At 45.1% G+C, this 22,499-nt stretch carries 19 protein-coding genes and 4 pseudogenes; 7 read left to right on the forward strand and 16 right to left on the reverse strand.

Annotated features, from left to right (window positions below; all coding sequences use genetic code 11):
* Window positions 1-45: 45 nt before the first annotated feature.
* Both mutM and polA read right to left on the reverse strand, forming a co-directional pair.
* On the reverse strand, window positions 46-906 hold the full coding sequence (mutM, locus tag BXP28_RS12930) for a DNA-formamidopyrimidine glycosylase (protein ID WP_023483400.1): 861 nt from the start codon (window positions 904-906) through the stop codon (window positions 46-48).
* A gap of 19 nt (window positions 907-925) precedes the next feature.
* A complete protein-coding gene (polA, locus tag BXP28_RS12935; RefSeq protein WP_036657066.1) occupies window positions 926-3,580 on the reverse strand; it encodes a DNA polymerase I in 2,655 nt (884 codons plus the stop codon).
* A gap of 226 nt (window positions 3,581-3,806) precedes the next feature.
* Here polA and BXP28_RS12940 point away from each other — a divergent pair, with 226 nt between their 5' ends.
* Window positions 3,807-4,553 carry an HAD family hydrolase gene (locus BXP28_RS12940; protein WP_036655225.1) on the forward strand — a complete coding sequence of 249 codons (747 nt, stop codon included), beginning with the start codon at window positions 3,807-3,809 and terminating at the stop codon, window positions 4,551-4,553.
* A gap of 110 nt (window positions 4,554-4,663) precedes the next feature.
* On the opposite strand, the gene BXP28_RS12945 is transcribed toward BXP28_RS12940, so the two are convergent.
* The 3 genes from BXP28_RS12945 to BXP28_RS12955 are packed head-to-tail and all read right to left on the reverse strand — an operon-like array spanning window position 4,664 to window position 6,865.
* Window positions 4,664-5,308 carry a KinB-signaling pathway activation protein gene (locus BXP28_RS12945; protein ID WP_023483403.1) on the reverse strand — a complete coding sequence of 215 codons (645 nt, stop codon included), beginning with the start codon at window positions 5,306-5,308 and terminating at the stop codon, window positions 4,664-4,666.
* Between the two features lie 32 nt (window positions 5,309-5,340).
* A complete protein-coding gene (locus BXP28_RS12950) occupies window positions 5,341-5,694 on the reverse strand; it encodes a DUF1516 family protein (RefSeq protein WP_023483404.1) in 354 nt (117 codons plus the stop codon).
* Window position 5,695: 1 nt separating this feature from the next.
* Entirely contained in the window at window positions 5,696-6,865 is a 1,170-nt protein-coding gene (locus BXP28_RS12955; protein ID WP_036657071.1) for a tetracycline resistance MFS efflux pump, read from the reverse strand.
* Between the two features lie 317 nt (window positions 6,866-7,182).
* Here BXP28_RS12955 and BXP28_RS12960 point away from each other — a divergent pair, with 317 nt between their 5' ends.
* From BXP28_RS12960 to BXP28_RS25590, 3 genes and pseudogenes are all read left to right on the forward strand, one after another.
* Window positions 7,183-7,587 carry a hypothetical protein gene (locus BXP28_RS12960; protein WP_036655226.1) on the forward strand — a complete coding sequence of 135 codons (405 nt, stop codon included), beginning with the start codon at window positions 7,183-7,185 and terminating at the stop codon, window positions 7,585-7,587.
* A 260-nt stretch (window positions 7,588-7,847) separates the two neighbouring features.
* Window positions 7,848-8,101 (forward strand): annotated as a pseudogene (locus BXP28_RS24285) (transposase); the annotation flags it as partial.
* 180 nt (window positions 8,102-8,281) lie between these two features.
* Window positions 8,282-8,566, forward strand: a pseudogene (locus BXP28_RS25590) (transposase); the annotation flags it as partial.
* 6 nt (window positions 8,567-8,572) lie between these two features.
* Here BXP28_RS25590 and BXP28_RS25595 read toward each other — a convergent pair.
* The 7 genes from BXP28_RS25595 to BXP28_RS12995 form a co-directional block, all read right to left on the reverse strand.
* Window positions 8,573-8,815: a GNAT family N-acetyltransferase gene (locus tag BXP28_RS25595; protein ID WP_394804622.1), complete on the reverse strand. Its 243-nt coding sequence runs from the start codon at window positions 8,813-8,815 to the stop codon at window positions 8,573-8,575.
* Window positions 8,809-9,069, reverse strand: a complete 261-nt coding sequence (locus BXP28_RS25600) for a GNAT family N-acetyltransferase (protein ID WP_394804621.1) — start codon at window positions 9,067-9,069, stop codon at window positions 8,809-8,811. Before BXP28_RS25600 ends, BXP28_RS25595 begins: the two co-directional genes overlap by 7 nt.
* A 51-nt stretch (window positions 9,070-9,120) precedes the next feature.
* Entirely contained in the window at window positions 9,121-9,456 is a 336-nt protein-coding gene (locus BXP28_RS12975; RefSeq protein WP_023483407.1) for a TauD/TfdA family dioxygenase, read from the reverse strand.
* Window positions 9,457-9,653: 197 nt separating this feature from the next.
* Window positions 9,654-10,421 (reverse strand): phosphate ABC transporter ATP-binding protein PstB, encoded by a 768-nt coding sequence (gene pstB, locus BXP28_RS12980; protein ID WP_023483408.1) that lies wholly within the window; start codon window positions 10,419-10,421, stop codon window positions 9,654-9,656.
* 3 nt (window positions 10,422-10,424) lie between these two features.
* Window positions 10,425-11,282: a phosphate ABC transporter permease PstA gene (gene pstA / locus BXP28_RS12985; RefSeq protein WP_036655230.1), complete on the reverse strand. Its 858-nt coding sequence runs from the start codon at window positions 11,280-11,282 to the stop codon at window positions 10,425-10,427.
* On the reverse strand, window positions 11,279-12,223 hold the full coding sequence (pstC, locus tag BXP28_RS12990) for a phosphate ABC transporter permease subunit PstC (RefSeq protein ID WP_024095123.1): 945 nt from the start codon (window positions 12,221-12,223) through the stop codon (window positions 11,279-11,281). The genes pstA and pstC overlap by 4 nt, the downstream gene beginning before the upstream one ends.
* A 228-nt stretch (window positions 12,224-12,451) precedes the next feature.
* A complete protein-coding gene (locus BXP28_RS12995; protein WP_036655232.1) occupies window positions 12,452-13,342 on the reverse strand; it encodes a phosphate ABC transporter substrate-binding protein in 891 nt (296 codons plus the stop codon).
* Between the two features lie 382 nt (window positions 13,343-13,724).
* Between BXP28_RS12995 and BXP28_RS13000 the strand changes: the two are divergent.
* Window positions 13,725-13,967 (forward strand): annotated as a pseudogene (locus tag BXP28_RS13000) (cytochrome d ubiquinol oxidase subunit II); the annotation flags it as partial.
* Between the two features lie 90 nt (window positions 13,968-14,057).
* On the opposite strand, the gene BXP28_RS13005 reads toward BXP28_RS13000, so the two are convergent.
* Window positions 14,058-15,140: a Gfo/Idh/MocA family protein gene (locus tag BXP28_RS13005; protein ID WP_023483412.1), complete on the reverse strand. Its 1,083-nt coding sequence runs from the start codon at window positions 15,138-15,140 to the stop codon at window positions 14,058-14,060.
* 139 nt (window positions 15,141-15,279) lie between these two features.
* On the opposite strand from BXP28_RS13005, the gene BXP28_RS13010 reads away from it, so the two are divergent.
* Window positions 15,280-16,143, forward strand: coding sequence for an AraC family transcriptional regulator (locus tag BXP28_RS13010; protein WP_077585080.1), 864 nt, complete (start codon window positions 15,280-15,282; stop codon window positions 16,141-16,143).
* 129 nt (window positions 16,144-16,272) lie between these two features.
* Here the strand turns inward: BXP28_RS13010 and BXP28_RS13015 are convergent, their stop codons facing one another.
* Window positions 16,273-16,986, reverse strand: a complete 714-nt coding sequence (locus BXP28_RS13015) for a response regulator transcription factor (protein ID WP_023483414.1) — start codon at window positions 16,984-16,986, stop codon at window positions 16,273-16,275.
* A gap of 107 nt (window positions 16,987-17,093) precedes the next feature.
* Window positions 17,094-18,893 carry a two-component system histidine kinase PnpS gene (gene pnpS, locus BXP28_RS13020; protein ID WP_036655237.1) on the reverse strand — a complete coding sequence of 600 codons (1,800 nt, stop codon included), beginning with the start codon at window positions 18,891-18,893 and terminating at the stop codon, window positions 17,094-17,096.
* 211 nt (window positions 18,894-19,104) lie between these two features.
* On the opposite strand from pnpS, the gene BXP28_RS13025 reads away from it, so the two are divergent.
* Window positions 19,105-20,526 carry an N-acyl-D-glucosamine 2-epimerase gene (locus BXP28_RS13025; RefSeq protein ID WP_235430667.1) on the forward strand — a complete coding sequence of 474 codons (1,422 nt, stop codon included), beginning with the start codon at window positions 19,105-19,107 and terminating at the stop codon, window positions 20,524-20,526.
* Window positions 20,527-20,794: 268 nt separating this feature from the next.
* On the opposite strand, the pseudogene BXP28_RS13030 reads toward BXP28_RS13025, so the two are convergent.
* Window positions 20,795-22,335, reverse strand: a pseudogene (locus BXP28_RS13030) (fumarate hydratase).
* Between the last annotated feature and the right edge of the window lie 164 nt (window positions 22,336-22,499).

The following is a 22,499-nucleotide window of genomic DNA, read 5'->3' on the forward strand; positions in this document are numbered from 1 at the left end:
CTTGATCCTTCCATTTATGATATGGAAGTGCCTAGGGGAATGTGCTTATTGAAGTACTTTCTTTCTTGTACGTTTCCTTTTGCGGGGCTGGCAGGTCGGACAGATATGAGTGCCACGCCCTCCAACCACCATTTTTACAATTACGCCTCCGCACTGGGTACATAATTCGGAAGTCCGGCCGTATATCTTCAGCTGATGCTGAAACATGCCCATCTCTCCCTGTCCGTTCACATAGGATTTTATTGAAGACCCTCCGACATCCACAGAGCTTTGCAGCGTGTGAACGATGGCTTCATGGAGCTTGCGCAATTCTTTTTTTGTCAGTAAGTGCGTCTCCGTCTCGGGATGAATACCCGCTGTATACAAAGCTTCATCTACATAAATATTTCCTACCCCAACAATGTATTCCTGGTTTAGCAGGAGAGGCTTGATCCTTGTGGTTTTATGGTGAATGGTCTGATAGAACCGTTCAAACGTGAATGTTTCATCAAGAGGTTCCAACCCCAGCTTGTTCAGAGGCGGATCCAGTTCTTCTTGTCCCTTTGGAAACAAGTGCATGGTACCAAATTGTCGTACATCCTTGTAACGCAAATCCGTCCCGTCAGTAAAATGGAACAACACATGAGTATGATTTTCTACAGGATCATTGGATAGATATACCCCGTACCTGCCTTCCATCCTAAGATGGGATACCAATACATAATCCGTAAAAATAAATTTTAGAAATTTCCCTCTGCGGTCGATCCGCTCAATGGTCTGCCCCTCCAAAAGCAAGGCAAATTCCTCTATATTCAGCGGCTTTTGGATAATACGCGAAAGCCGCACTTCCACTTGTTCAATAGTTTTTCCGACAACCAATTCATTCAGAGTCCGTTTGACGGTCTCGACTTCTGGCAATTCCGGCATCCTGACTCCCCCTAATTCATTATTTCGCTTCGTACCAGTTTTCCCCTTCATCCACTTCCACTTTCAAGGGAACGTCAAGAGCAAGAGCCTGTTCCATCACTTCCGGCACTAGCTTTTTTATGGTCTCCAATTCATCTTCCGGTACTTCAAAAATTAATTCGTCATGTACTTGCAGCAGCATTGTACTCTTCAGTTTTTCCTGTTTAAGACGCTCATCCATTTGAACCATGGCAAGCTTGATAATATCCGCAGCTGTGCCTTGGATAGGCGTATTCATGGCTGTACGCTCGGCAAAAGAACGCAGGTTGTAATTTGATGCATTAATTTCAGGCAAGTATCTGCGGCGCTGGAGAAGTGTCGTTACGTAACCCTGTGTTTTGGCTTCCCTGATAATGGAGTCCATATAATTGCGGACTCCGCGGAATACAGAAAAATACTGCTCGATAAACCGGGAAGCTTCTTTCCGCGTAATCCCAAGGTTCTGGGATAAGCCGTAATCGCTGATTCCATATACAATTCCGAAGTTAACCGCCTTGGCAGAACGCCTCATATTAGCGTCCACTTCCGCTTCGCTAACCCCAAACACATCCATAGCAGTCTTAGTATGGATATCCATATCCTTGACGAAAGCTTCCTTCAGCTTTTCGTCCCCTGAGATATGAGCGAGTACACGAAGTTCAATTTGCGAATAATCCGCAGCCAGAATATGCCATCCGGGTTTCGATGGAACAAAAACCTTGCGGATCTTGCGCCCTTCCTCCAGGCGGATCGGAATATTTTGCAGATTCGGATACTGGCTGGAAAGCCTGCCTGTCGCCGCGATGGTCTGGCGGTAATACGTATGCACCTTTCCTGTGTCCGGACGGACTTCTTTAAGCAATCCCTCCACATATGTGGATTGAAGCTTTGCCAGCGTCCGGTAATGAAGGATATCACCGACAATATCATGATAAGGAGCCAGCTTCTCCAGCACCTCGGCATCCGTCGAATAACCTGTCTTCGTTTTCTTTTGAACAGGCAGCTGCAGTTTTTCGAACAATACTTCACCCAGTTGTTTCGGTGAATTAATATTGAAAGTCATCCCTGCCTGCTCGTAGATGCGGTCCATAATAGTTTTAAGCTGGTCTGATATTTCCGTACCGAGCTGCTTAAGGCTTTCCTTATCCACCTTTATCCCGGCCAATTCCATTTCTGCAAGCACACCTGCAAGCGGGTGCTCAAGCTCATAATAAAGCTCTTGCATCCCGCTTTCTTCCAGCTTCGCTTTCAAAACCGGAACAAGGCGGGATACACGCTCCGCCTTCAAAGAAAGGTTCTCTCCAAGCAGGTGTTCCTCCGGCAGTTTAAATTTAGCCCCTTTTCCAAACACCTGTTCATCAGCAGGAAGGGAAGCCACCGAATATTTGCCGGCAACCCCGCTTAATGTAAGTGTGGATTCCGTAGGATCAAGCAGATACGATGCGAGCAATACGTCAAAAGAGACCCCGCGAAGCTTAATACCTTTCCAGGACAAAGCCAGTTGGGCCCGATGCTTATCGAATATCCATTTTTCCTTGTCCGCGTCCGAAAGCCACTGGCGGATCGGCTCCGCATTAACGGATTGCAGCGTTTCAAAAGCTAGAAAATACCCTTTGTTTCCGTCATAAAGCCCCAATCCTGCTATATCTGAATGATGGGGATTCTCTCCCACTACTTCCACATGGATAGCCTTGATATAATCTAAAACAGCTTCCAGAACGGCAAGCTGATCTTCTTTTATCACTTCAAATGGGACGGGGTCTTCCTCTTTGCCGGCTTCCTTACCTGTTTCTCCGTTCCCAAAATCGAGTTTTTCCAGCAAAGACTTGAACTCCAGCTTGCGGAACATTTCCTGAAGCTTGGGTCCTTCATAGCCCTCATAAACAAGCTCATCCCATTCTGTAGACATCGGAACTTCACGGAAAATAGTCGCCAATTCCTTGCTCATCCGGGCTAAGTCCGCATTTTCCTTCACTTTTTCTTTCATTTTGCCTTTCAGTTCATCAGCATGCTCAAGAACAGATTCAACAGAGCCGTATTCATGCAAAAGTTTAAGAGCCGTTTTCTCTCCTACGCCGGGAATACCAGGGATATTATCGGAAGAATCCCCCATCAGGCCCTTCATATCGATGATTTGTTCCGGCTTTAATCCGTATTTTTCTTCGATTTCTTTTGGACCGTAATGCTCCACTTCACTGATGCCTTTACGTGTAATCGCAACTGTCACATAATCGGAGGCAAGCTGAAGCATGTCCTTATCTCCGGAAACCAGCATAACATGCTTCTTTTTTTCGTCAGCAGCTCTGGTCAAGGTACCGATAATATCGTCTGCTTCATAACCCTCCAGCTCAAACTGGCGAATGCCGAAAGCGTTCAGAAGCTCTTTGATTAAAGGAAATTGTTCAGATAGCTCCGAAGGGGTTTTGGCCCTTCCCCCTTTATACTCTTTATATTCTTTATGTCGAAACGTCACTTTTCCCGCATCAAAAGCAACGAGAAAGTGGGTCGGTTTTTCCTCTTCAATCAGCCTCAATAACATGGTGGTAAACCCATACACCGCATTTGTGTGCAGCCCGCTGGAATTACTCAGCAGAGGCAGGGCATAAAAAGCCCGGTTTGCAATACTATTCCCATCAATTATGATTAATTTTTCCATGGTCCACCCCAATTTTTCACGTACTATTCTCATGATAGCATAGGAACCGTAAATAAAAAAATGAATCCCCACATAAACATAAGTAACATCCGAAAGGAAAATTTGTCCTTTCTAATATTTTAGAAAAAAGTTCCAAATGCGGAAATTCCTCTGTATCCATTAAATGTCGCGTTAGAGAACGGATAATCCGCTTGGACGAAAAGACGCAAGTGAAGGAGGACCCTGCATGAGCTCCTTTTTTTTCCCTCAGAAAAAGGTCGTCTTTTTCGATATGAACAACACACTTGTAGACCGAAGAAGGTGTTTTGATTTCGCTTTTGTGGACGCGTTAAGTGAATTTACAGGAAGATGGGCCCCTGAAGCCAGCACATGGACGGCCCAGGATGCTCTTCACAGTTACAAGCTGGAATGGAGCCGTGCCCGGAAAGCGGAAGATAAGCCCCCCCTATCCTCTGAGGAAATCCGTATCCGTTCCCTGAAAAAAGCTCTGGAACCCTATCCGATCAGGGTGAACGAGGCATTTGCCAAAATTTTTTTTGATCAGGTGGAACTGGCTGAAGAAAAGTACGTATCCCTTTTTCCGGGCGTTGAGGAAGTACTGAATGAACTATCAAAAAGGTATAAACTGGCTATTATCAGTAACGGAAAACGATCCAGACTGGAACGGAATCTGCGGAATCTGAAGCTGGAACGCTGGTTCCCCGAACACCTGATCTTCAGCTCGCTCAAAAACGGTCCCAGAAAACCGCACTCCGCCTTGTTTGAGGCTGCCATGAAAGCAACCGGAACAAAACCGATTGAAGGTGTTATGGTAGGAAATTCCTGGAAAAATGATATTATCGGAGCCACACGCTGCGGACTTGATGCCATTTGGATTTATCCCGCCCACGCCAAAAAAATATCCCGACGCAAGGTCGGGAAGCATAAAATTCTCATTATAAAAGCCGTGAAACAGCTTGATTCCGTACTGTAGCCAGCTGATTTTTTCTTGTTTTCCGTGCGGAGCGGCCATTTTCACGGCTTTGCTCTGCTTGGGCGTGCGGCTGGCCCGTTTTCTGGTCCCTTTAGGGCTGAAACTTACACTTATCCCTGTCCGGAACGGGTTTTAGCCGCTGCCGCCTTGGCGGCTCTTGTGCGATTGACAAGCTTATGCAGAATCAGGATAAGTCTTGCATTGAGCACTACAAGGGTACCGAGAAGAATAAGCAGATACTCGTCTTCATTGGCCTGCATGGCCGGTATAAGCTCCAAAGAAGTCACAACAATCATGAAAAACAAGGTCGGAATCCAGGCGTTTTTGTTGGTCAGTTTTACCTTCCACCAAGCAACTGCAATAGCCGCTGTCACTATAACTATAGGCAATCCTGCATATCTCCAGATACTTTCCTCAGACCGGGCGAAGTTTTCATAACGAAGAAAAACCAGGTCCGCCAGTGTCAGGAAAATGAAGAAGATTTGAATCCCGTTCCATGCTTTGAAACGGTTTTTAAGTATCCCGATCATATAATAATTAGCTACGAGATAAGCAAAAAAACCGACTACACAAACGATACTGACGGTAACTGAACCAAACAGGGCGTATCCTATCTCGCTGGTCCCTTTGGCTGCCTCATCCATAAAGACAAAGCCCGGAAAAATAAGCTTCACACTTCCCAAAAGCAGCAGGGTTACGGCAGACCCGTACAGAACCGTAGTCACACTAATATACAGCCAATTTTTAATCATCATGTTTGATCCCCAAACTTATAGATTTATATCTTTCAGAACACTCCGAAACCAATCAATAATATGAGAATAAGCAGTATGACAAATGCCGCCCACATGCCAAGTGTAACAGGTTCTTTTCCCTGTCCTCTTCTTGTACGTCCCATAATCATCTCAATGACGCCGATCATAAGAACAGCGAGGATTCCTTTGGTCAGATACTTGCCTGGAAATCCCCAATTAATCAGCATACCGATACCACTTACAAGCATGATCAAATAAAATAACCGGGCTATCATCGGGGTGATTTTTTGCCGGGTAAAAATAACGCTCAAAATGAAGAAAACAATCACAAATGCCCAGGAACCCTCATGGGATTTTTGAAAAATGTTAAACACCGTTTCCGACATCCTACACGCCTCCTGCATTTTTCTTTTTTTGGTCCAATTCATGAAACTTCCAAAGCCAATACCCTGCTGCAAGGCTAAGCAAAATACCTGCCAGATAAGGAGCGCCTGATTTCCACCCGAACAAGCTTGTTCCCAGCAGGGGGCCTGCAATACGTCCGAGGCTGTCCATAGAAGAATTCAGCCCGGTTGTAATTCCCTGTCCGCCTGTAGTGCGCTGCGTCAATAAAGAGCTGACACAAGGGCGGACCATCGCATTCCCCATGCTGAATATAGTAAGCGCCACCGTAGCTGTCCAGAAACCGGCGGATTGAAGAATCATGATAAACCCCATCACAGAGAAGAACAATCCTGTACCAATAGCCTGTTTCTCCCATTTCCGTTTGGCAATCGGGCGAATTAATCCCCCTTGAACAAGGGCATCAGCAAAACCGCTGAACATAAACATTAGCCCGATTTGTGAAGAGGTAACCTGAAATACTTCCATTTCAAAGTACTGGAAGGTGGATTCCAGTCCTGCCAGAGAGACGGATACTACAAAGGTAAGAATATACAGATAACGCAGCAGACCGCTGAAAGCTTTCCACCTGGATGAATGCGAATGTTCTGCAGGCTGTACACTTTTATCAAGAGATTCCGGCAAAACCAGCAGTGTACCTGCAAACACTGCAGTGCAAGCTCCAGCCGAAACCCAAAAAGGCAGAGTTAAGCTCCAACTACTTAGAAGACCGCCCAAAGCCGGACCAAAGATAAAGCCCAGCCCAATGGACATCCCGACGAATCCCATGGATTTCGTCCTTTCCTCATGGGAAGTAATATCCGCTACATATGCCATGGCGACTCCGCTTAAAGCTCCTGAAAATAGTCCTCCCAGGACCCTGGATAGATAGAGCAGCCAAATATGCCGTTCCGATAAAGCCAAAAGCACGAAGCTTAATGCAAAACCAAACGTGGCTGTCAGCAGAATGGGACGCCTGCCTTTCCGGTCGGACAGCGCTCCCCAGAATGGGGCAACCAGAAAGGATACGATGGAATAGATGGAAAGCAGCAGGCCGAGTCCGGCCGGGTCAACTCCTTCTTCTTGCACAAAAACCGGCAATACGGGAATGATAATCCCAAACCCTACATAGACGAAAAACAACATGATCATGATAAGTAATATCGGCTTTTTCAATGTTTCCCTTCCTTTCACAGGCAAAGGTAAACCGTATGTAAGAACAGGTACCTCCCTTAGATTCGCCAGGTTCACAGCCATCTTAACTTTAAGGATTTATGCAAGCTGATCCATATCTTTTCAGTATATATTATACATGGATCTATGAACTATTTCACAAACAAAGTGTCATAAATCTGTCGATATCTTGAATTTTTTAAAGCATTTTCTATTATATCAATTGTTTCAAAATTGTTAAATATTTCAATTTTTGAAGGATTTTGGGTTATTTATAAGAATGTATAGCTATGAAGTCTAAAAACAAGGAGGATAAATCTATGTTCACTTCAAAACAAAAGTTTGTAGCTGCAGCAACCACTCTTGCCTTAGGATGGGGAGTTACGGCGGGAATAACACCCGCTCTTGCCCATTCGGATGTGTCTCCATCGAATGATACCTCCATTTACTGTCTTGTGAAAGAAGATCGGCTGCCCTTTACCGGGTATGTCATCTCCATTTCTCACGGCCACATGCTGGTTGCAGATACTCCTACAAGAGAAGAGGCACTCTTTTATTTGGGAAGTTGGTGGGTATTGGCTTTTCAAGATAAGTTGCTAAAGGTTCCTATATCAAATCCTGCTCCTTATATGATAGGTGAAAAAGTAAAGGTATTTGCAAGAGCAATGACTAACTCCATTCCGGCTTTGGCGATTGTGCCCAAAATTGAAAGAATCCAGGAATAAAAGGCGCCTGCCTTCGCCCTCCAGCAAAAACCTTTTACTTTGCGGCGGTGAATATAGGGACTTTGTCGATAGTTTAACCCAGCACCAATGATATGCTCTCCTTTAGGTAGACAGATGAAATAAAAAAAATCTGTTCCTGACTGAAAGGCCACTGAAAAAGTCCCTCTAAAAGCTAAAAAGGTACAGGTTCCTCAAATTTTTGAGGGAGCTGTACCTTTTTTTAGTATAATGAAAGCATCAAACCGAGTAGGTGAAATGTGATGCTTCAACAACAATCCATGACTTTAAATCCCTATATAGAACTCTATAACTTGATTATTCCAAAGGATAATATTTTGCGTCAGATCAATGAATTGGTGGATTTCTCATTTGTTTATAAGAATTGAAAGAGCGCTACAGTCTGGATAACGGCCGAAAGGCAATCGACCCGATTCAATTGTTTAAATACTTGCTCTTGAAGGTGATCTTTGAACTATCTGACGTTAACATCGTCGAACGATTGAGGTACGACATGTTTGGGGTAGCCCCTTATTTTTAAACCAGTAAATAAACAAACCATCACTGAATAAATCAATGTTTGCGCCTTTCATCCAACTTCCGATGTATATCGAACAGAAAACAAGTACAACATATTCGGGGGACTAATTAAAGTCATTAAGAATGCCATCCGTGCTTACAGTTTTCGAGTCTGTAAAAGCTGGATCGATTCGAAGGGACATGGGGCACCAAGTATCCGCTTATCGTCCATTCGTGGCGCACCAACTGGGGAGAAACTCGCTATTTTTTTCAAGTACCCGTCAGAGATCCGTAAGCTCATCTTAAGACGGACATGATCGAAAGCTATCATCGCCGGTTACGCAAGGTGACGAAAGGAAAAAGCATTTTCCCTACCGATGAGCCGCTGCTGAAGATGCTATATCTCGTCATGACGGACGTCTTAAATTTATATTACATTATTTTGGGTTCCATCGAACTTTGAAACTATTTATAATAATTTCGACATATAATACTCATCTACATATATATTATTTACTAGTAATGAATTCCTTTTAACTCCTTCGATTTCGAATCCCATTTTTTTATAAAGTGAAACTGCTCTCTCATTGTGCTTCATAACAGTCAATTCTAATCGGTGTATACTATTTAGAGATGCCCATGTTTCCAATTCGTTAAATAAATCCTTTCCAATCCCTTTTCCAGTGAATTCTTCTAAAATTCCTATTACCAAATAAGTAGAATGTTTATTTTTTTTGCAAATCCTCCGTTCGCAATTAAATAGCCTACCAATTTACCATTAATGTCAGCGACTAAAATAATTGAATTTTCATCTTGTTTTACTGCTTCTATTTTTTTCATTTGTTGTTCTGGACTGAGTATCCTTTCTTCTGCCCCAAACAACATAAAATCAGATTCCCTTTCAACTTGTTTAATCAGTTCTGTAAGTTCTAATGCATCATCAGTTGTTGCTTCCCTTATTATCATTAAATACCACTCCTCTCAATTTAAAAGGTGATTGGGTGTTCTTTTCTTGAATTACGTACAGAAAGCCATAACCGTAATAAATGTCTTTTTTAATTTAGGATCTTCATAATCTTCAAACTCAGTCCTCGAATGTATTACAACATGATTATTAAGAAATTGCATGTCACCTGGCTCAAGCTTCATAACTAATTGAAAGTCCGGATTAAATGTAATGGAATCAAATAAGTCTAAGGCTTCTCGTTGTATATCACTTATTTTAACACCAAAAGCTTTCTCTGCTAGCTGTCTCGCGACAGCCGTCATATTGCCGATTCCTTTTCCCTTGGCACGATCATCTTTTTGAAATTCAGGTCGTATTGCTTTCTGGTTTTCGTTCCCCTCCAACATGATTTTATTATATCGGAATAAGGGATGTACTGTCCAAGTTCATTAGGGGGCTTTAGAGCAGACTGGTATGTCGTAAAAGTACGCTCTGTTCCCGAGAATCTCGCGACTTTAGTCATGAGAGGTTCAAAAAATGTTTGAATCAATTTCATAACTTAGATATCCATCCGAAATTGATTCGTTTTTTAAGTTTTCCCTTATCAGCCGAATCTGCCCCGAATGTAGTCTTCCGTACGTTGGTCCGCCGGATTATTGAAGATTTTCTCCGTCTCCCCATTTTCCACCAGCACACCGTTTAAGAAAAAGGCAGTTTGATCGGAAATCCGGGCAGCTTGCTGCATATTATGAGTAACGATTACTATCGTATATTTCTCTTTCAATTCTTGAGTAAGTTCCTCCACTTTCATAGTAGAGACCGGGTCCAGCGCAGAGGTCGGCTCATCCATCAGAAGTACCTCCGGTTCCACAGCCAGCAGCCTGGCTATGCACAGCCTCTGCTGCTGTCCGCCCGACAAGGCCAATGCAGACTTGTTGAGTCGGTCCTTCACTTCCTCCCAGAGGGCTGCCTGTTTAAGACTCCGTTCCACGATAACCTCGAGCTCCGCTTTTTTTCTGATCCCGTGGATACGCGGTCCATAAGCCACATTGTCAAAAATACTCGTCTGAAAAGGATTCGGACGCTGAAATACCATACCGATCCGTTTCCTTAAGGAAGCCACATCCGTATTCGATGCATAAATGTCAAGTCCGTCTATAACCACAGTCCCTGTAATGCGTACACCTTCAATCAAATCATTCATCCGGTTCAGCATGCGGAGAAAAGTGGATTTCCCGCATCCGGAAGGCCCGATCAGAGCTGTAATGGATTTCTCCGGCATATCCAAATTCATATTTTTGAGTGCCTGTTGTTCTCCATAAAACAAATTAGCATCTTTGACACTTATTTTTGTTGCGGTCGTTGTGATCATAAGTTATTTGCCTCCGGGTAATCGTTTTTGAATAATACGACTTAGTATGCCGATAAGAAGGTTAAAGGCAAGCACAACAAGCAGAAGAAGAGCTGCGCTTCCGGCCGCAATTTGCTTCGCGTCCGGTACAAGTGCCTCAGATTGAACGTACCATAAGTGAACAGCCAGCGTTTCCCCCATGGCAAATGGATTTAATTCCGGGAAATTTCGGGATACAGATAATCCGGCAGTATAGATCAAAATAGCGGATTCCCCTAGTGCACGTCCCGCTACAAGTGTTATTCCGGTAATCAGACTAGGCAAAGCTGCCGGAAACAGCACTTTACGGATAGCCTGCCAGCGGGTAGAACCGAGGGCAAGACTGGCCTCCCAATATGAGTGCGGGACGGTCCGGAAAGCTCCTTCGGTTACCCGGACAAGAACGGGCAGGTTCAAAAGGGCCAGAGCCAAAGAACCGCTCAGAACGGATATTTTCAAATTGAAAAATTGTACAAAGAGCAAGAAGCCAAACAGGCCAAAAACAATGGAAGGCACGGAAGCTAAAGCTTCAACTGAGATCCTGATAAATTCCGTCAACCTGTTCTTCTTCGCATAGACTGCCAGATAAATACCTGCCCCAAAACCAACTGGAAGCGAGAATACAAGAGACAGAAACAGGATATAGAAAGAGTTGAAGAGCATTGGCCCTACACCGCCGCCGGGCATGATATCTTCCGGAAGTCCGGTTATAAAGTCCCAGGAAAGATGCGGAAGTCCTGCGCTTAAGATCCGGTAAAGTACCCAGACCAAAAGCCCGATAATCGAAAATCCTGCCAGCCAAAAATACACTGTTGCGGCAAAGTCTGTCGCCTTGTTCCTCACTTCACTTCACTCCTTTTTGCAATAATCCGGATAGCAAGAATCAGGATTAGTGAAATGACCAGCAGTACAAATGCCATCATGTATAAAGCATTATTCCAGGCCGTCCCGTGATGTGTGTTCCCCATATCTTTCACAATAGCCGTCGTAAGAACCGTTGTGGATTCCAGCCAGGATTTCGGCAATAACGGGGAGTTTCCGATAACCATGAACACAGCCATTGTCTCACCGAGAGCACGCCCGATCCCCAAAATTATTCCTGTTATAATTCCGGGCCTTGCTGCCGGAAGGAGCACTCTCCAAATCGTTTGCCAGCGGGTGGCTCCAAGTGCCAGGGAAGCTTCCTGAAGTCCGGGAGATAAGGCACGGAGCGCATCCTCGGAGACTGACAGGATTGTTGGCAAAATCATCACGGCCAGGACGATAGCAGCCGGTAAGATACCGTAACCCGCCGTTCCGCTAATATTGGCAAGCCAAGGAACGATAACCGTCAGTCCGATTAGCCCGTACACGACAGAAGGAATGCCGACAAACAATTCAGCAGCCGGACGCAAAATCTCCCTCATCCATTTTGGAGCAATCTTCGCCATGAAAATGGCAGCAGAAACGGCTAGAGGTACAACCATCAGGATGGACAGGCCGGTTAAAGCCAATGTGCTGAACAAAAAGGAAAAGGTTCCAAACTGATTATTGGCCGGAACCCACTCCATAGAGAAAAAGAATGTGAACGGATTAACATCTTTAAACGTCTGTATACCTTGAAAGCCTACAAACAGAATAATCGAGAAAATAATACAGGAAACAAGAACAGTACTGCCTACAAACAGCCATCGCATCATTTTGTCCGTACGATGCCGGTTTTTAGTCCACGAGCTTGCATCTGATTGTGCCAATTCAGGCTTGTTATGGGTACCTGCAATAGATTTTGCAACAGAAGAATTCAACGGGTAGTCCCCCTTACTTTTCTAAGCCGAAGCCACGGTTTTAGTACACTTTCATCATAGGGGACTAGTGTAAATAGAAAATAAACGTTTTGTTAACACAGTGTTAAACCAGATAATTTTGTTAACCCCCTCCCGCCGAGTGCAAATCAATATTTTACTGGCCGGGTCCGGAAATATGAAAACCGGTTCCCAAACAGGAGAGACCGGTTTTTATAGAATGAGGATTCATTATTTAAGGGTAGAGGCCGGAAGGAATTTCAGCTGCTCTACCTGGGAATTCTGGAATTCCGCGCTCATGATGTATTCAAGGAAGGCTTTAACGGCTCCTTTAGGCTCTCCTTTGGTATACATATGCTCAACGCCGTACAGTTTGTAAGAACCGTCTTTGATCGCTTCTTTCTTGTATTCCACACCTTCGAATTTCAACATTTTCACTGCATCATCCACATAAGGAATATCTACATAGCCTATGGCACCGGTGGTTTGGGAAACCGCTGTTTTCATGGCCCCGCTGCTCTCCTGGGTCACGCCTTCTTTAGTAAAATCCTGATCCCCAAGTACAAGGGTCTTGATAAGTTTGCGGGAACCGGAACTGTCAGGGCGATTAACAATCACGATAGGCTGGTCTTTACCACCGAGTTCTTTCCAGTTTTTCACTTTACCGGAGAAGATGTCTGCCGCCTGTTGCTTGCTCAGATTTTCTACTTCCACATCCTTATTTACAATCAGGGCAAAAGGTGCAATCGATACTACATGGTCTACAAGATTTTTATCTTTGTATTCATCTCTGGCTTCTACGTCAGAATTTCCGATATCCGAAATTCCATCGGCCACGTTCTTAAGGCCTGTACCGGAACCACCGGCCGTTACATTTACAGTCACATTAGAGTTTTTCTTGGAGAATTCCGCTGCGGCAGCTTTAACTAAAGGAAGCAGAGCACTGGAGCCGGATGCTGTCACTGTACCGGATACTTCACTGCTTGCGGATGACTCCGCAGAGCCTTTTGGGCTGGATGATGCATTCGTTTCGCTTTTCGAGCCGCATCCTGCAAGCAAACTGGCAAATAATACTCCTGTTACAAGAAATAGAACAGGCTTTCTGCTCCACATCTTCTTCATCAATTATGACCTCCCGAAAAATTCAAATGATTTGTTGTTTCTGAAATCATCGTAACAAGCCAGTGTAAAATCCAAACACTCAGATTGTTAACGACATGTAAAAATGTAAAACGGCCAATTAAGAAAGCTTATTTATATTGCCTGTGAAAGGTATCACAAAAATTTGCACAAGATAATCATATATCCGGCAGGGGAGGCTACTGATGAACTACAAAAAACAAGAAAAAAAATTGATCATATTGTGTTTCGTTGTTGCTGCTGTTCTTTTTTATGCCTTTCTGAAGAGAGCTATCCCATTTTTTTCATATTTGGGTAATCATAATCATGACTAAGCTTATGCTTCGAAGTGTTTTTGCCCAGCATAAAACCCGGCACTTGCTGGTCGTTTGTTCTGGTCATCCTGCAGTTTGCCTTCGCCTTTTTCGGGTACGGAGCTGCACACCTGCCCTATCTTTTATATCCGTACATTCATATCCACGAAAACTTCGTCAATGCGGAGATGGCAATTGCCTTGATCATTGCCTTTATCGCGGGACTCTGTATCCTGGTACCATCCTTGTGGCTCCTGATGCGCCTGTTCCTGTTCGATGCGGACTATGTACAGAACAAAAGACGCAACCGCTGAAAAAAAGAAAGGGTGAGATTGCATGGGAGATTTCAAAATAAGAAGGCCGTATACAATACTTGTACACGGCTTTCATTAAAGATTATGAGATTAATCGAAGTAAACGGCTTTTCCTGTTTCAGAGGATGTGTAGATGGCCTCAAGAATTTCGGAAACGACGCAGGCTTGTTCCGGAGTTACAACAGGTTCCTTGTCATTTTCGATAGCGTCAATCCACATTTTCATTTCAACATCCGGAGCCTCCTCACTTACCCCGTCGTAGAAAGCAACGCCGCTTGCATTCAGCTCGATATGGTTGGTGAACAGTTTGCCGTGCTTTTCGCCGTTAATGCGAAGTCCGTCTTTCATGTCGGCTCCGCCTTCCGTACCGCAAAGTGTACATTTGGCTTCGTCCGCATCCAGAGCGTTCAGTGCCCAGCTGGATTCCAGTATGATCGTGGCTCCGTTTTCCATCGTGATCATGCCAAATGCGGAATCTTCCACAGTAAATTTGGCCGGATCCCAAGGCCCCCATGCGTTTGCCGCATTTTCACGGCCGGAAAGTTTATGATAAGCTTTACCCAAAACCACTTTCGGCTTATAGTTGTTCATCATCCAAAGCGTTAGATCAAGTGCGTGTGTACCGATATCGATAAGCGGTCCCCCGCCCTGTTTTTCTTCGTCGAGGAATACACCCCAAGTTGGCACGGCACGGCGGCGGATAGCGTGCGCTTTCGCAAAATAAATTTCTCCGAGCCCGCCTTCCTGGCATACTTTATTTAAATATTGGCTGTCGGAACGGAAACGGTTGTTATATCCGATTGTCAGTTTTTTGCCGGTGCGTTTCGCTGCCTCCACCATCCGGCGGGCATCGGCGGCTGTTTTGGCCATCGGCTTCTCACACATGACGTGCTTTCCTGCTTCCAGTGAAGCAATGGTAATATCCGCATGGGAGTCGTTTGGCGTACAAACATGAATGATATCGATTGACTCGTCTTTGAGCAGATCCTGGTAGTTCTCGTAAATTGCGGCCCCTTCCGTTCCATACTGTTCTTTGGCTTGGTCGGCGCGTTCCTTGATAGTATCACAAAACGCCACCATTTCTACATTGTCCAATTTGGCCAGACTCGGCATATGCTTTCCGTTTGCAATTCCACCGCAACCAATGATACCAAGGCGATATGTTTTCGACATTCTCCAAACTCCTCCTATCAGATAGGTCTTTCATTAGAAAACTTGACGTACTACAATAAAGTATAGAGAAAACCAAGAGAAAAACAATTGCTTATATGGGTATACTTATATGTGATTTTGCCATACGGAGGAACTGAAAGTGGAATTTTATAACGAAAAAATTAATTATGAAAACCCTTTTTTGTCCATGCATATTTTTCAGGCTTTCCGGGGGGAACCGTTCATCGGAAATTGGCACTACCATAAAGAAATGGAAATGCTCGTCATCCTTAAAGGGAAACTTGAGGTGTATCTGAACAACGAAATGACCCTCTTGAACGAAGGGGACATTATCTTAATCGGTTCCTCCCAGCTGCACCGAGACCGGTCCTTTCCCGGCATTGAGACCGTTTACCTGGTGCTGCAGTTTGATCTGGAGCATTATTTTGATGAAAGTACGATCCCGTATCTGAAATATTTCTCCGAAGCGGAATCGGCTTTAAGCAAGCTGAATTATATTTTTGAAGAAAACAGTGAGATCAGGACTCTCGTTGCCGAATGCGTAACGGAAATCTACCGCGAGTGGGAAACGAAAACTCCCGGTTATGAAATCGCCGTGAATATTCTAATCAAGCGCATAGTACTGGCTCTTCTCCGCAATGATACCCGGAAAAAACTGAACTACAACAAAAGCACCGACTTTATTCGGCTTAAACCTGTATTTGATTATATTGAAGCCAATATTGGCGGAAAAATTCATGTAGAAGAGGCAAGCCGGGCCGCCAATGTCAGTTATTATTATTTCGTGAAATATTTTAAAAAAGTAATCGGCATGTCCTTTATGGATTATGTAAATTACAAAAAGATTAAAAAAGCGGAGAAAATTCTTCTAACCAGGGACATCAGTGTTGCCCAGGTAGGGGAAGAAATCGGAATGCCCAATATGGCCCATTTCTATAAAATCTTCAAAAAATATAACCACTGTTCCCCCCATGAATTCCGTAAAAAAAATGCTGACCTTTAACCCGGATCAGGACAAAACACAGCCGGAAACAACTTCACCTTCCTATCCGGACGGAACATTATGAGGGCATTAAAAAACGGGATGCTGGCGCATCCGGCTTATCTATATGCAGAAAAGGGACCTCCACTGTTATTTCGGCTGGTATACAACCAGCTTATATCCTACTCCGCGAATCGACTCAATCTGAACAGATTGCTGGTTCATTTCCAGCTTTTTGCGCAAAGAACTGACATGTACGTCCACCGTTCGCTGCCCCCCGATATAATCAAATCCCCAAACTACATTCATCAGGTCATCCCGGGTAACAACGATACCCAGACGCTGGACTAGATAAAGCAGTACTTCAAATTCTTTCGGACGCAAGGGGATGGACTGATTGTTCAGCACTACTTCATACTTTTCCGGATAAATGAATAAATCGCCAACCGTGATGACTTTATCCCCCGAATGAGTACCTGTGTCCTCCACCTCTTTGTTTCCGGTTCTCCGCAGGACTGCGGATACTCTGGACAGCAGCTCTGCTACCCCAAACGGCTTCGTGATATAGTCATCTGCCCCGAATTTGAGTCCCTGAACCACTTCCTCCTCCGCATTGCGGGCAGTTAAGATGATTACCGGAGTCTTGCTTCCTTTTTGTCTCAACTTGGACAAAACTTCAAACCCATTCATGCCGGGAAGCATAATATCCAGGATAATAAGATCATACGTGTTGCGCACAGCCGCCTGGTATCCTTCTGCTCCGTCCCCGACCACATCGGTTTCATACCCTTCCTGAGCCAAGTTATAAGACAACAATCTGGATAGCGTCGGCTCGTCTTCAATTACCAGAATTTTTTGCGACATATCGCAACGTCCCCTATCATTAGGTTTGTAACTTAATTGTATCATATCAACGGGATGTAAAACGATGGTAAACCAAATGTCAACACCGTGTAAAAATGTTAACCGGCCTACTGGATTACGGGAAGTTCTATATTGAACGTGGTTCCTTTTCCTGCTTCGCTTTCCACGGAAATAGTGCCGTGATGAAGCTCCGTTAAGTGTTTGACAATGGATAATCCAAGCCCTGTCCCTCCTGAACTTCTGGATCTGGCCTTATCCACCCGGTAGAACCGCTCAAAAATCCGCGGCAAATCTTTTTCCGGAATCCCGATCCCCGTATCTGAAATACGGATACGCATCCGTTCATTATCCGGATTATCATCCAGACTTGGCACAAATTCCACACCTATGGACACTCTTCCTCCTTCAGGGGTATAGCTGATCCCATTAGACAGCAAATTGATCAAAATTTGCCGCAAACGGTCCTCATCCGCTTCGATATAAAGCTCATTTTCTACACAGCTTTCCAGGGTGATGTGCTTCTTTTCAGCTTCTGCCTTCATCATCTGGATGGAGTTTTCTACTATACTCTCCACATCTACCGGAGAAAACTGGAGCGGTATGCGTTTGGATTCAATTTTGGATAGTTCGAGGATGTCTCCGATCAGACGGTTTAACCGGTCACTTTCATCATATATAATTTGGAGGAAGGATCTGGCCATTTCTTTATCTTCCAGGGCACCTGCCATCAGCGTTTCAGCAAATCCCTTTACTGCGGCAACCGGAGTCTTGAGTTCGTGAGATACGTTTGCGACAAATTCACTACGGATACGTTCCAAACGCCGAACAGCTGTAATATCATGCAGAACGACCAGTACACCCTTGCGCTGCCCGTCCCCTTGTACAATCGGACTGACGTGAACCTCCAAGATCTGCTCCTGCGGAAAATGAAGCATAAGCTCTTCCCTGACCCGGGTATGAGTTTCAATTGCGTCTGCAAGAAGTGCGGTAAACTCAAGCTGAAATCCGGCATCCAGATACGATTTGTTCAGCAGCTCATGCGAAGAATATCCCAGTATGTCCTCTGCAGAACGATTGACTAGCGTAATCGTTCCCCGCTGATCCACCATCATGACACCACTGACCATATTTTCCAATACACCCTGAAGGCGGTATTCATTCTCCCTGATATGCTGCATCTGTATTTGCAGGTTCTCCGCCATACGGTTAATCGTTCTGGCCAGTTCGCCGACTTCATCATTCCCGGCTTCCGGTACACGGGCTGCATACTGCTGATTCGCCATTTGGCGGGCCACCCGGGTAATCCGTTCGATCGGCCTTGTTATCCCCCTCGCAATGCGGTAACAAATCAATCCGGACAACAGGAACAGGATGAGCAGTCCAATCAATAAGAAAAGCCACAATTGCCGGACGGTCCCTTCAATCTGCTGCAAGCTCATGGCCATCCGCAAATATCCTTCAGTCTGTCCACTGGCTCCCTTTACAGAAACCGCGACATACATCATGTTTTGTCTTATTGTATCACTAAAACGGACAACTGATCCGATGCCTTGTTTAGCTGCTTGATCAATTTCTTCCCGGTGAAGATGGTTGTCCATTTCCGAGGGATGTTCGTTGGAATCCCCAAGCACCTTACCGTCTGCACGTATGTAGGTTACCCGCGCATCCGTCTGCTCCTTCATTCTCTGCGTCTCTTTCGTAAATTCTTCCATCAGGGCCGTTTCTTCACCGGATTTCGTCCAATCAAACACATCATTCATCACATGCAGCTCACGAACCAGGTTCTGCTCAAGCTCATTCATATGAAATTGCTCCAGCAGCTTTGCAGCAAATACTCCTGCCATGAGGACGGCAATCCCGATCAGAATCGTGAATGTCCACGTTAATTTGGCACGGAATTTGTTCATGCCGACTCCTCCATATTTCAACTTTTACTTTTCTGCATTCAACATATAGGAAGGGCACCAACAAGTCAATTGATGTTCTGCGATTACTCCTGTCTTGAACAGTACCCTTCACAAAGAAGAAGAGATAACAAGTAGACATTCTTTCATCACTATGGAATAAAATGGTAAAATAAAAACGTAAGGCAGCCTTTGAAAGAAGGTGGAATTTCTTATGACGACCACTCCCGTTTCAGCTGTTACTCACTCTGCTGCTGAAAGAAAGCAGCATGCGCTATGCGGTCCTTCCATTCAAGTTGACCCCGGTTTTCCTTATTATCAGGGCCGTACTCCGGCAAGCATTGCTGAAGAAATACGTGTAAACGGATACCGGTCCGTGCATTATTTTGTGACTAACGAAAATAATGTAAACCGGGAACTGATTGAAGCCTTCCACAATGCGGGACTTGCAGTATGGGCACTTGTCCTTGGAAACGGAAGCTATTCGGTTACAGGGTTTCCGGAGGATTGGCCTGCCTGGCAAATGAAACTATTAAAAGAAAGACCGAATGACGGGTTTTACCTGTTCTCGCCTTTCAGCGAAAAATATGTCGCATGGAAGAAGCAGGCCCTGGCACACCTGATAGAATCGTTTCCTTTTGACGGGATTGAAGTCGCAGAGCCCTATTTTCCCGAGTGGAACGGAATCGAGTCGGGAAATTACGGGGATGTGGGTCCTCTTGCGGAAGCGGCCTTCTCCAAGTTTTACGGGCTTCCCATGCCTAACTTTGCAGACCCCAAGCATGCTTATTATTACAAAAAACAGCCCGACCTGTACGGCAAATGGCAGACCTTCCGGGTAGATGCTGTAAATAATTTTCTGAATGAGCTCATAAACGGACGAGGGGGAGTCAGGGAAGCCAGACCAGGATTGCTGGTTGCCACATGGTCTTTGGCGATAGACGCAGGGCCGGGCTCTGTTTCTTTATTGAGGGAATACCAGGGGATGGATGCAGCGAAGATGATCAGTGCCGTCCACCCCGATATCCATGTCCTGCAAACACACTGGCCGGATTGGGGCAAACCCGAATCCGTACTGCCCGGAAATTATCCTCTTAAGTATCAACCGTTTGTCGAGCAAATCCGCAGCCGGCATCCTTCCCTGCCTCTCGGCATTCAGGCCGATATTGGCTCCGGCATCCAAATGACCAAAAGCAGGACATGGCTGAATACTTTTATTCAAACCACGCAACAGATCGGATACTCAACATGGACAGCATATGAATATCATCTTGGCGGTTATATTTATGAAGAAGTACCTATCGCCAAGGAAGCCAAGTGGACAGACTCCCATACGATTCGGGTTACTTTCCATAAGAGAATCAAGGAAGTTTCCGCCAAGCAGCCGAACAGCTTTGTGATTGGTCATCAGGGTAAATCTTTTCCTGTACCCCCGAATCAAATCCGGGTGGATGGCAACTGCGTCTATCTGAAAACCAGACAGCTCCTAAAGGGAAATATATATCTTACTATCCGCAATGTTCAGGATACACCTGAACTTTGGCTTTATCATAAAGACCAGATGGCCAATACAATTTTACCGGATACACGAATTCCGGTTGAACCTTATTCAAGTGGAAATACGCCCCTGCATTAGGCGTTCATCCTCCCGTTATCAAAAAAGCTTCATGAAGGAGACGATCTCTCCCCATGAAGCTTCTTTGATTTACCGTTAATTTCAAATGGCAGTAGTAGAACATTTTTGCATTCTCATTTTGTTTATTTACATCAACAGTTGTCACTCCAAAGTCACTGACTAATAATTGAATAATTTGTTTTCCATACCCTTTTCCAGTTTTAGCAGGATCGAAAAATAACATTACTAAGTGAGTTTTATTTATAGCTGAAAACCCAATTAATGAGTTTTAAAATACAGGTTTCTTGAATGCTGCAAGCTTTCAAAAGAATCCTTTTCTACATCCGCATGAAGGCTGTTGCCGTTTGAGTCCATCGTTACAATGGCTGCAAAGCCTTCTGTCTGAAGGTGCCACATGGCTTCCGGAATTCCGAATTCCAAAAAGTCCACTCCCTCTACCTGCTTGAAGCATTCGGCATAATATTGGGCCGCTCCCCCGATAGCATTCAGGTAAACACCGCCATGTTCCTGTAAAGCCACAAGGGTTTTCGCTCCCATCCCCCCCTTGCCTATGACGGCACGAATGCCAAATTTTTTCATAATATCGCCCTGATACGGCTCCTCCCGAATGCTCGTCGTAGGCCCTGCTGCCTTAACTTTCCAGCCTCCGTCCGCTTCTTTGCTCATAACCGGACCACAATGATAAATAACGGCCCCGTTCAGATCAACCGGGGAATCATGATCCAATAAATATTTGTGAAGTGCATCCCTGCCGGTATGGAGCAATCCGTCCAGAATGACGACATCGCCCACCTTCAGCTCACGGACCTGTTCTTCCGTAAGAGGTGCCGTAAGTCTGAACTCCCGGCGTTCCGCTGGCTCCTGCACTTCTTGCTGCCTATGGGCTGAATCCGTCTCCATCGGTTTCTCGGACCCTGACCGGTACAGCCATTCCGTGATTTCCCCTGATCCGGCATCAATCCGTACACCTTGCCGGCGGTAAGCCCAACAATTGTAGGCTACCGATACAAAGAAGCTGGCCGGAAGCCGGTTATAGGCCCCGATTTTACAGCCAAGCAGCGTAACCTGGCCGCCAAAGCCCATTGTTCCCACACCAAGCTTATTGGCATTTTCCAGAATATACTCTTCCAACTTCCGCAAATCCTCATTGGGATTGATATCGTCCAATGACCGGAACAGCTGTTGTTTGGCCAGTTCATACCCGGTTGTCCGGTCTCCGCCAATACCTACGCCAATTACTCCTGCACTGCATCCTTGTCCTTGTGCCTGATAGACCGCATGCAAAATGCATTTCCGGATACCGTCAAGATCACGTCCTGCTTTATCAAGACCAGGGATATCAGCCGGCAGGCTGTACTGAATGTTTTTGTTCTCACAGCCACCGCCCTTTAAAATGAGCTTTATCTCAATGTCATCCCGTTCCCATTGTTCAAAATGAATGACCGGGGTTCCGGCACCAAGGTTATCTCCGCTATTTTCACCCGTCAGGGAGTCCACGGAGTTCGGTCTCAGCTTACTATCTTTGGTTGCACGCTGAATCGCAGCTAAAATGTCTTTTTTCATGATCAGTTGGTTCGCTCCGACGGGACAGTGTATAATAAACGTAGGCATTCCTGTATCCTGACAAATAGGAGATACATTCGTTTCGGCCATATGAATATTATCCGTAATTGTGGAAAGGGCAAGGGCCGCACGCGTTCCCTGATCCTCCATGAGTCTTGCTTTTTGAATTGCCTCTCTCACATCGGCTGGCAGATTCGTAGATGTTTCCACAATCATATCATAGACACTCTGTTGAAAATGCTGCATTGTGCTTGATACCCCTCTCGTCATTAGGCTGAATTGGTTTATTTTACAGAAAACTCGCCCGCCTTTAAGGCGCTAAAACAGTTTTCTCTTGCGTTACAACTCTATCAGACTAGCTTCCTGTATTGTATCACAGGGTGGCGGAATCTGCCTTTTTTTACTAGAAG

Origin of the sequence: Paenibacillus larvae subsp. larvae, from assembly GCF_002003265.1 — a bacterium.
Classification (GTDB): Bacteria; Bacillota; Bacilli; order Paenibacillales; family NBRC-103111; genus Paenibacillus_H; species Paenibacillus_H larvae.

Excerpts from the sequence above, each read along its gene's own strand:
- mutM (WP_023483400.1), bottom strand. The coding sequence starts at position 906 with ATGCCGGAATTGCCAGAAGTCGAGACCGTCAAACGGACTCTGAATGAA.
- polA (WP_036657066.1), bottom strand. The coding sequence starts at position 3,580 with ATGGAAAAATTAATCATAATTGATGGGAATAGTATTGCAAACCGGGCT.
- BXP28_RS12940 (WP_036655225.1), top strand. The coding sequence starts at position 3,807 with ATGAGCTCCTTTTTTTTCCCTCAGAAAAAGGTCGTCTTTTTCGATATG.
- BXP28_RS12945 (WP_023483403.1), bottom strand. The coding sequence starts at position 5,308 with ATGATGATTAAAAATTGGCTGTATATTAGTGTGACTACGGTTCTGTAC.
- BXP28_RS12950 (WP_023483404.1), bottom strand. The coding sequence starts at position 5,694 with ATGTCGGAAACGGTGTTTAACATTTTTCAAAAATCCCATGAGGGTTCC.
- BXP28_RS12960 (WP_036655226.1), top strand. The coding sequence starts at position 7,183 with ATGTTCACTTCAAAACAAAAGTTTGTAGCTGCAGCAACCACTCTTGCC.
- BXP28_RS25600 (WP_394804621.1), bottom strand. The coding sequence starts at position 9,069 with ATGATAATAAGGGAAGCAACAACTGATGATGCATTAGAACTTACAGAA.
- BXP28_RS12975 (WP_023483407.1), bottom strand. The coding sequence starts at position 9,456 with ATGTTGGAGGGGAACGAAAACCAGAAAGCAATACGACCTGAATTTCAA.
- pstB (WP_023483408.1), bottom strand. The coding sequence starts at position 10,421 with ATGATCACAACGACCGCAACAAAAATAAGTGTCAAAGATGCTAATTTG.
- BXP28_RS12995 (WP_036655232.1), bottom strand. The coding sequence starts at position 13,342 with ATGAAGAAGATGTGGAGCAGAAAGCCTGTTCTATTTCTTGTAACAGGA.
- BXP28_RS13005 (WP_023483412.1), bottom strand. The coding sequence starts at position 15,140 with ATGTCGAAAACATATCGCCTTGGTATCATTGGTTGCGGTGGAATTGCA.
- BXP28_RS13015 (WP_023483414.1), bottom strand. The coding sequence starts at position 16,986 with ATGTCGCAAAAAATTCTGGTAATTGAAGACGAGCCGACGCTATCCAGA.
- pnpS (WP_036655237.1), bottom strand. The coding sequence starts at position 18,893 with ATGAACAAATTCCGTGCCAAATTAACGTGGACATTCACGATTCTGATC.
- BXP28_RS13025 (WP_235430667.1), top strand. The coding sequence starts at position 19,105 with ATGACGACCACTCCCGTTTCAGCTGTTACTCACTCTGCTGCTGAAAGA.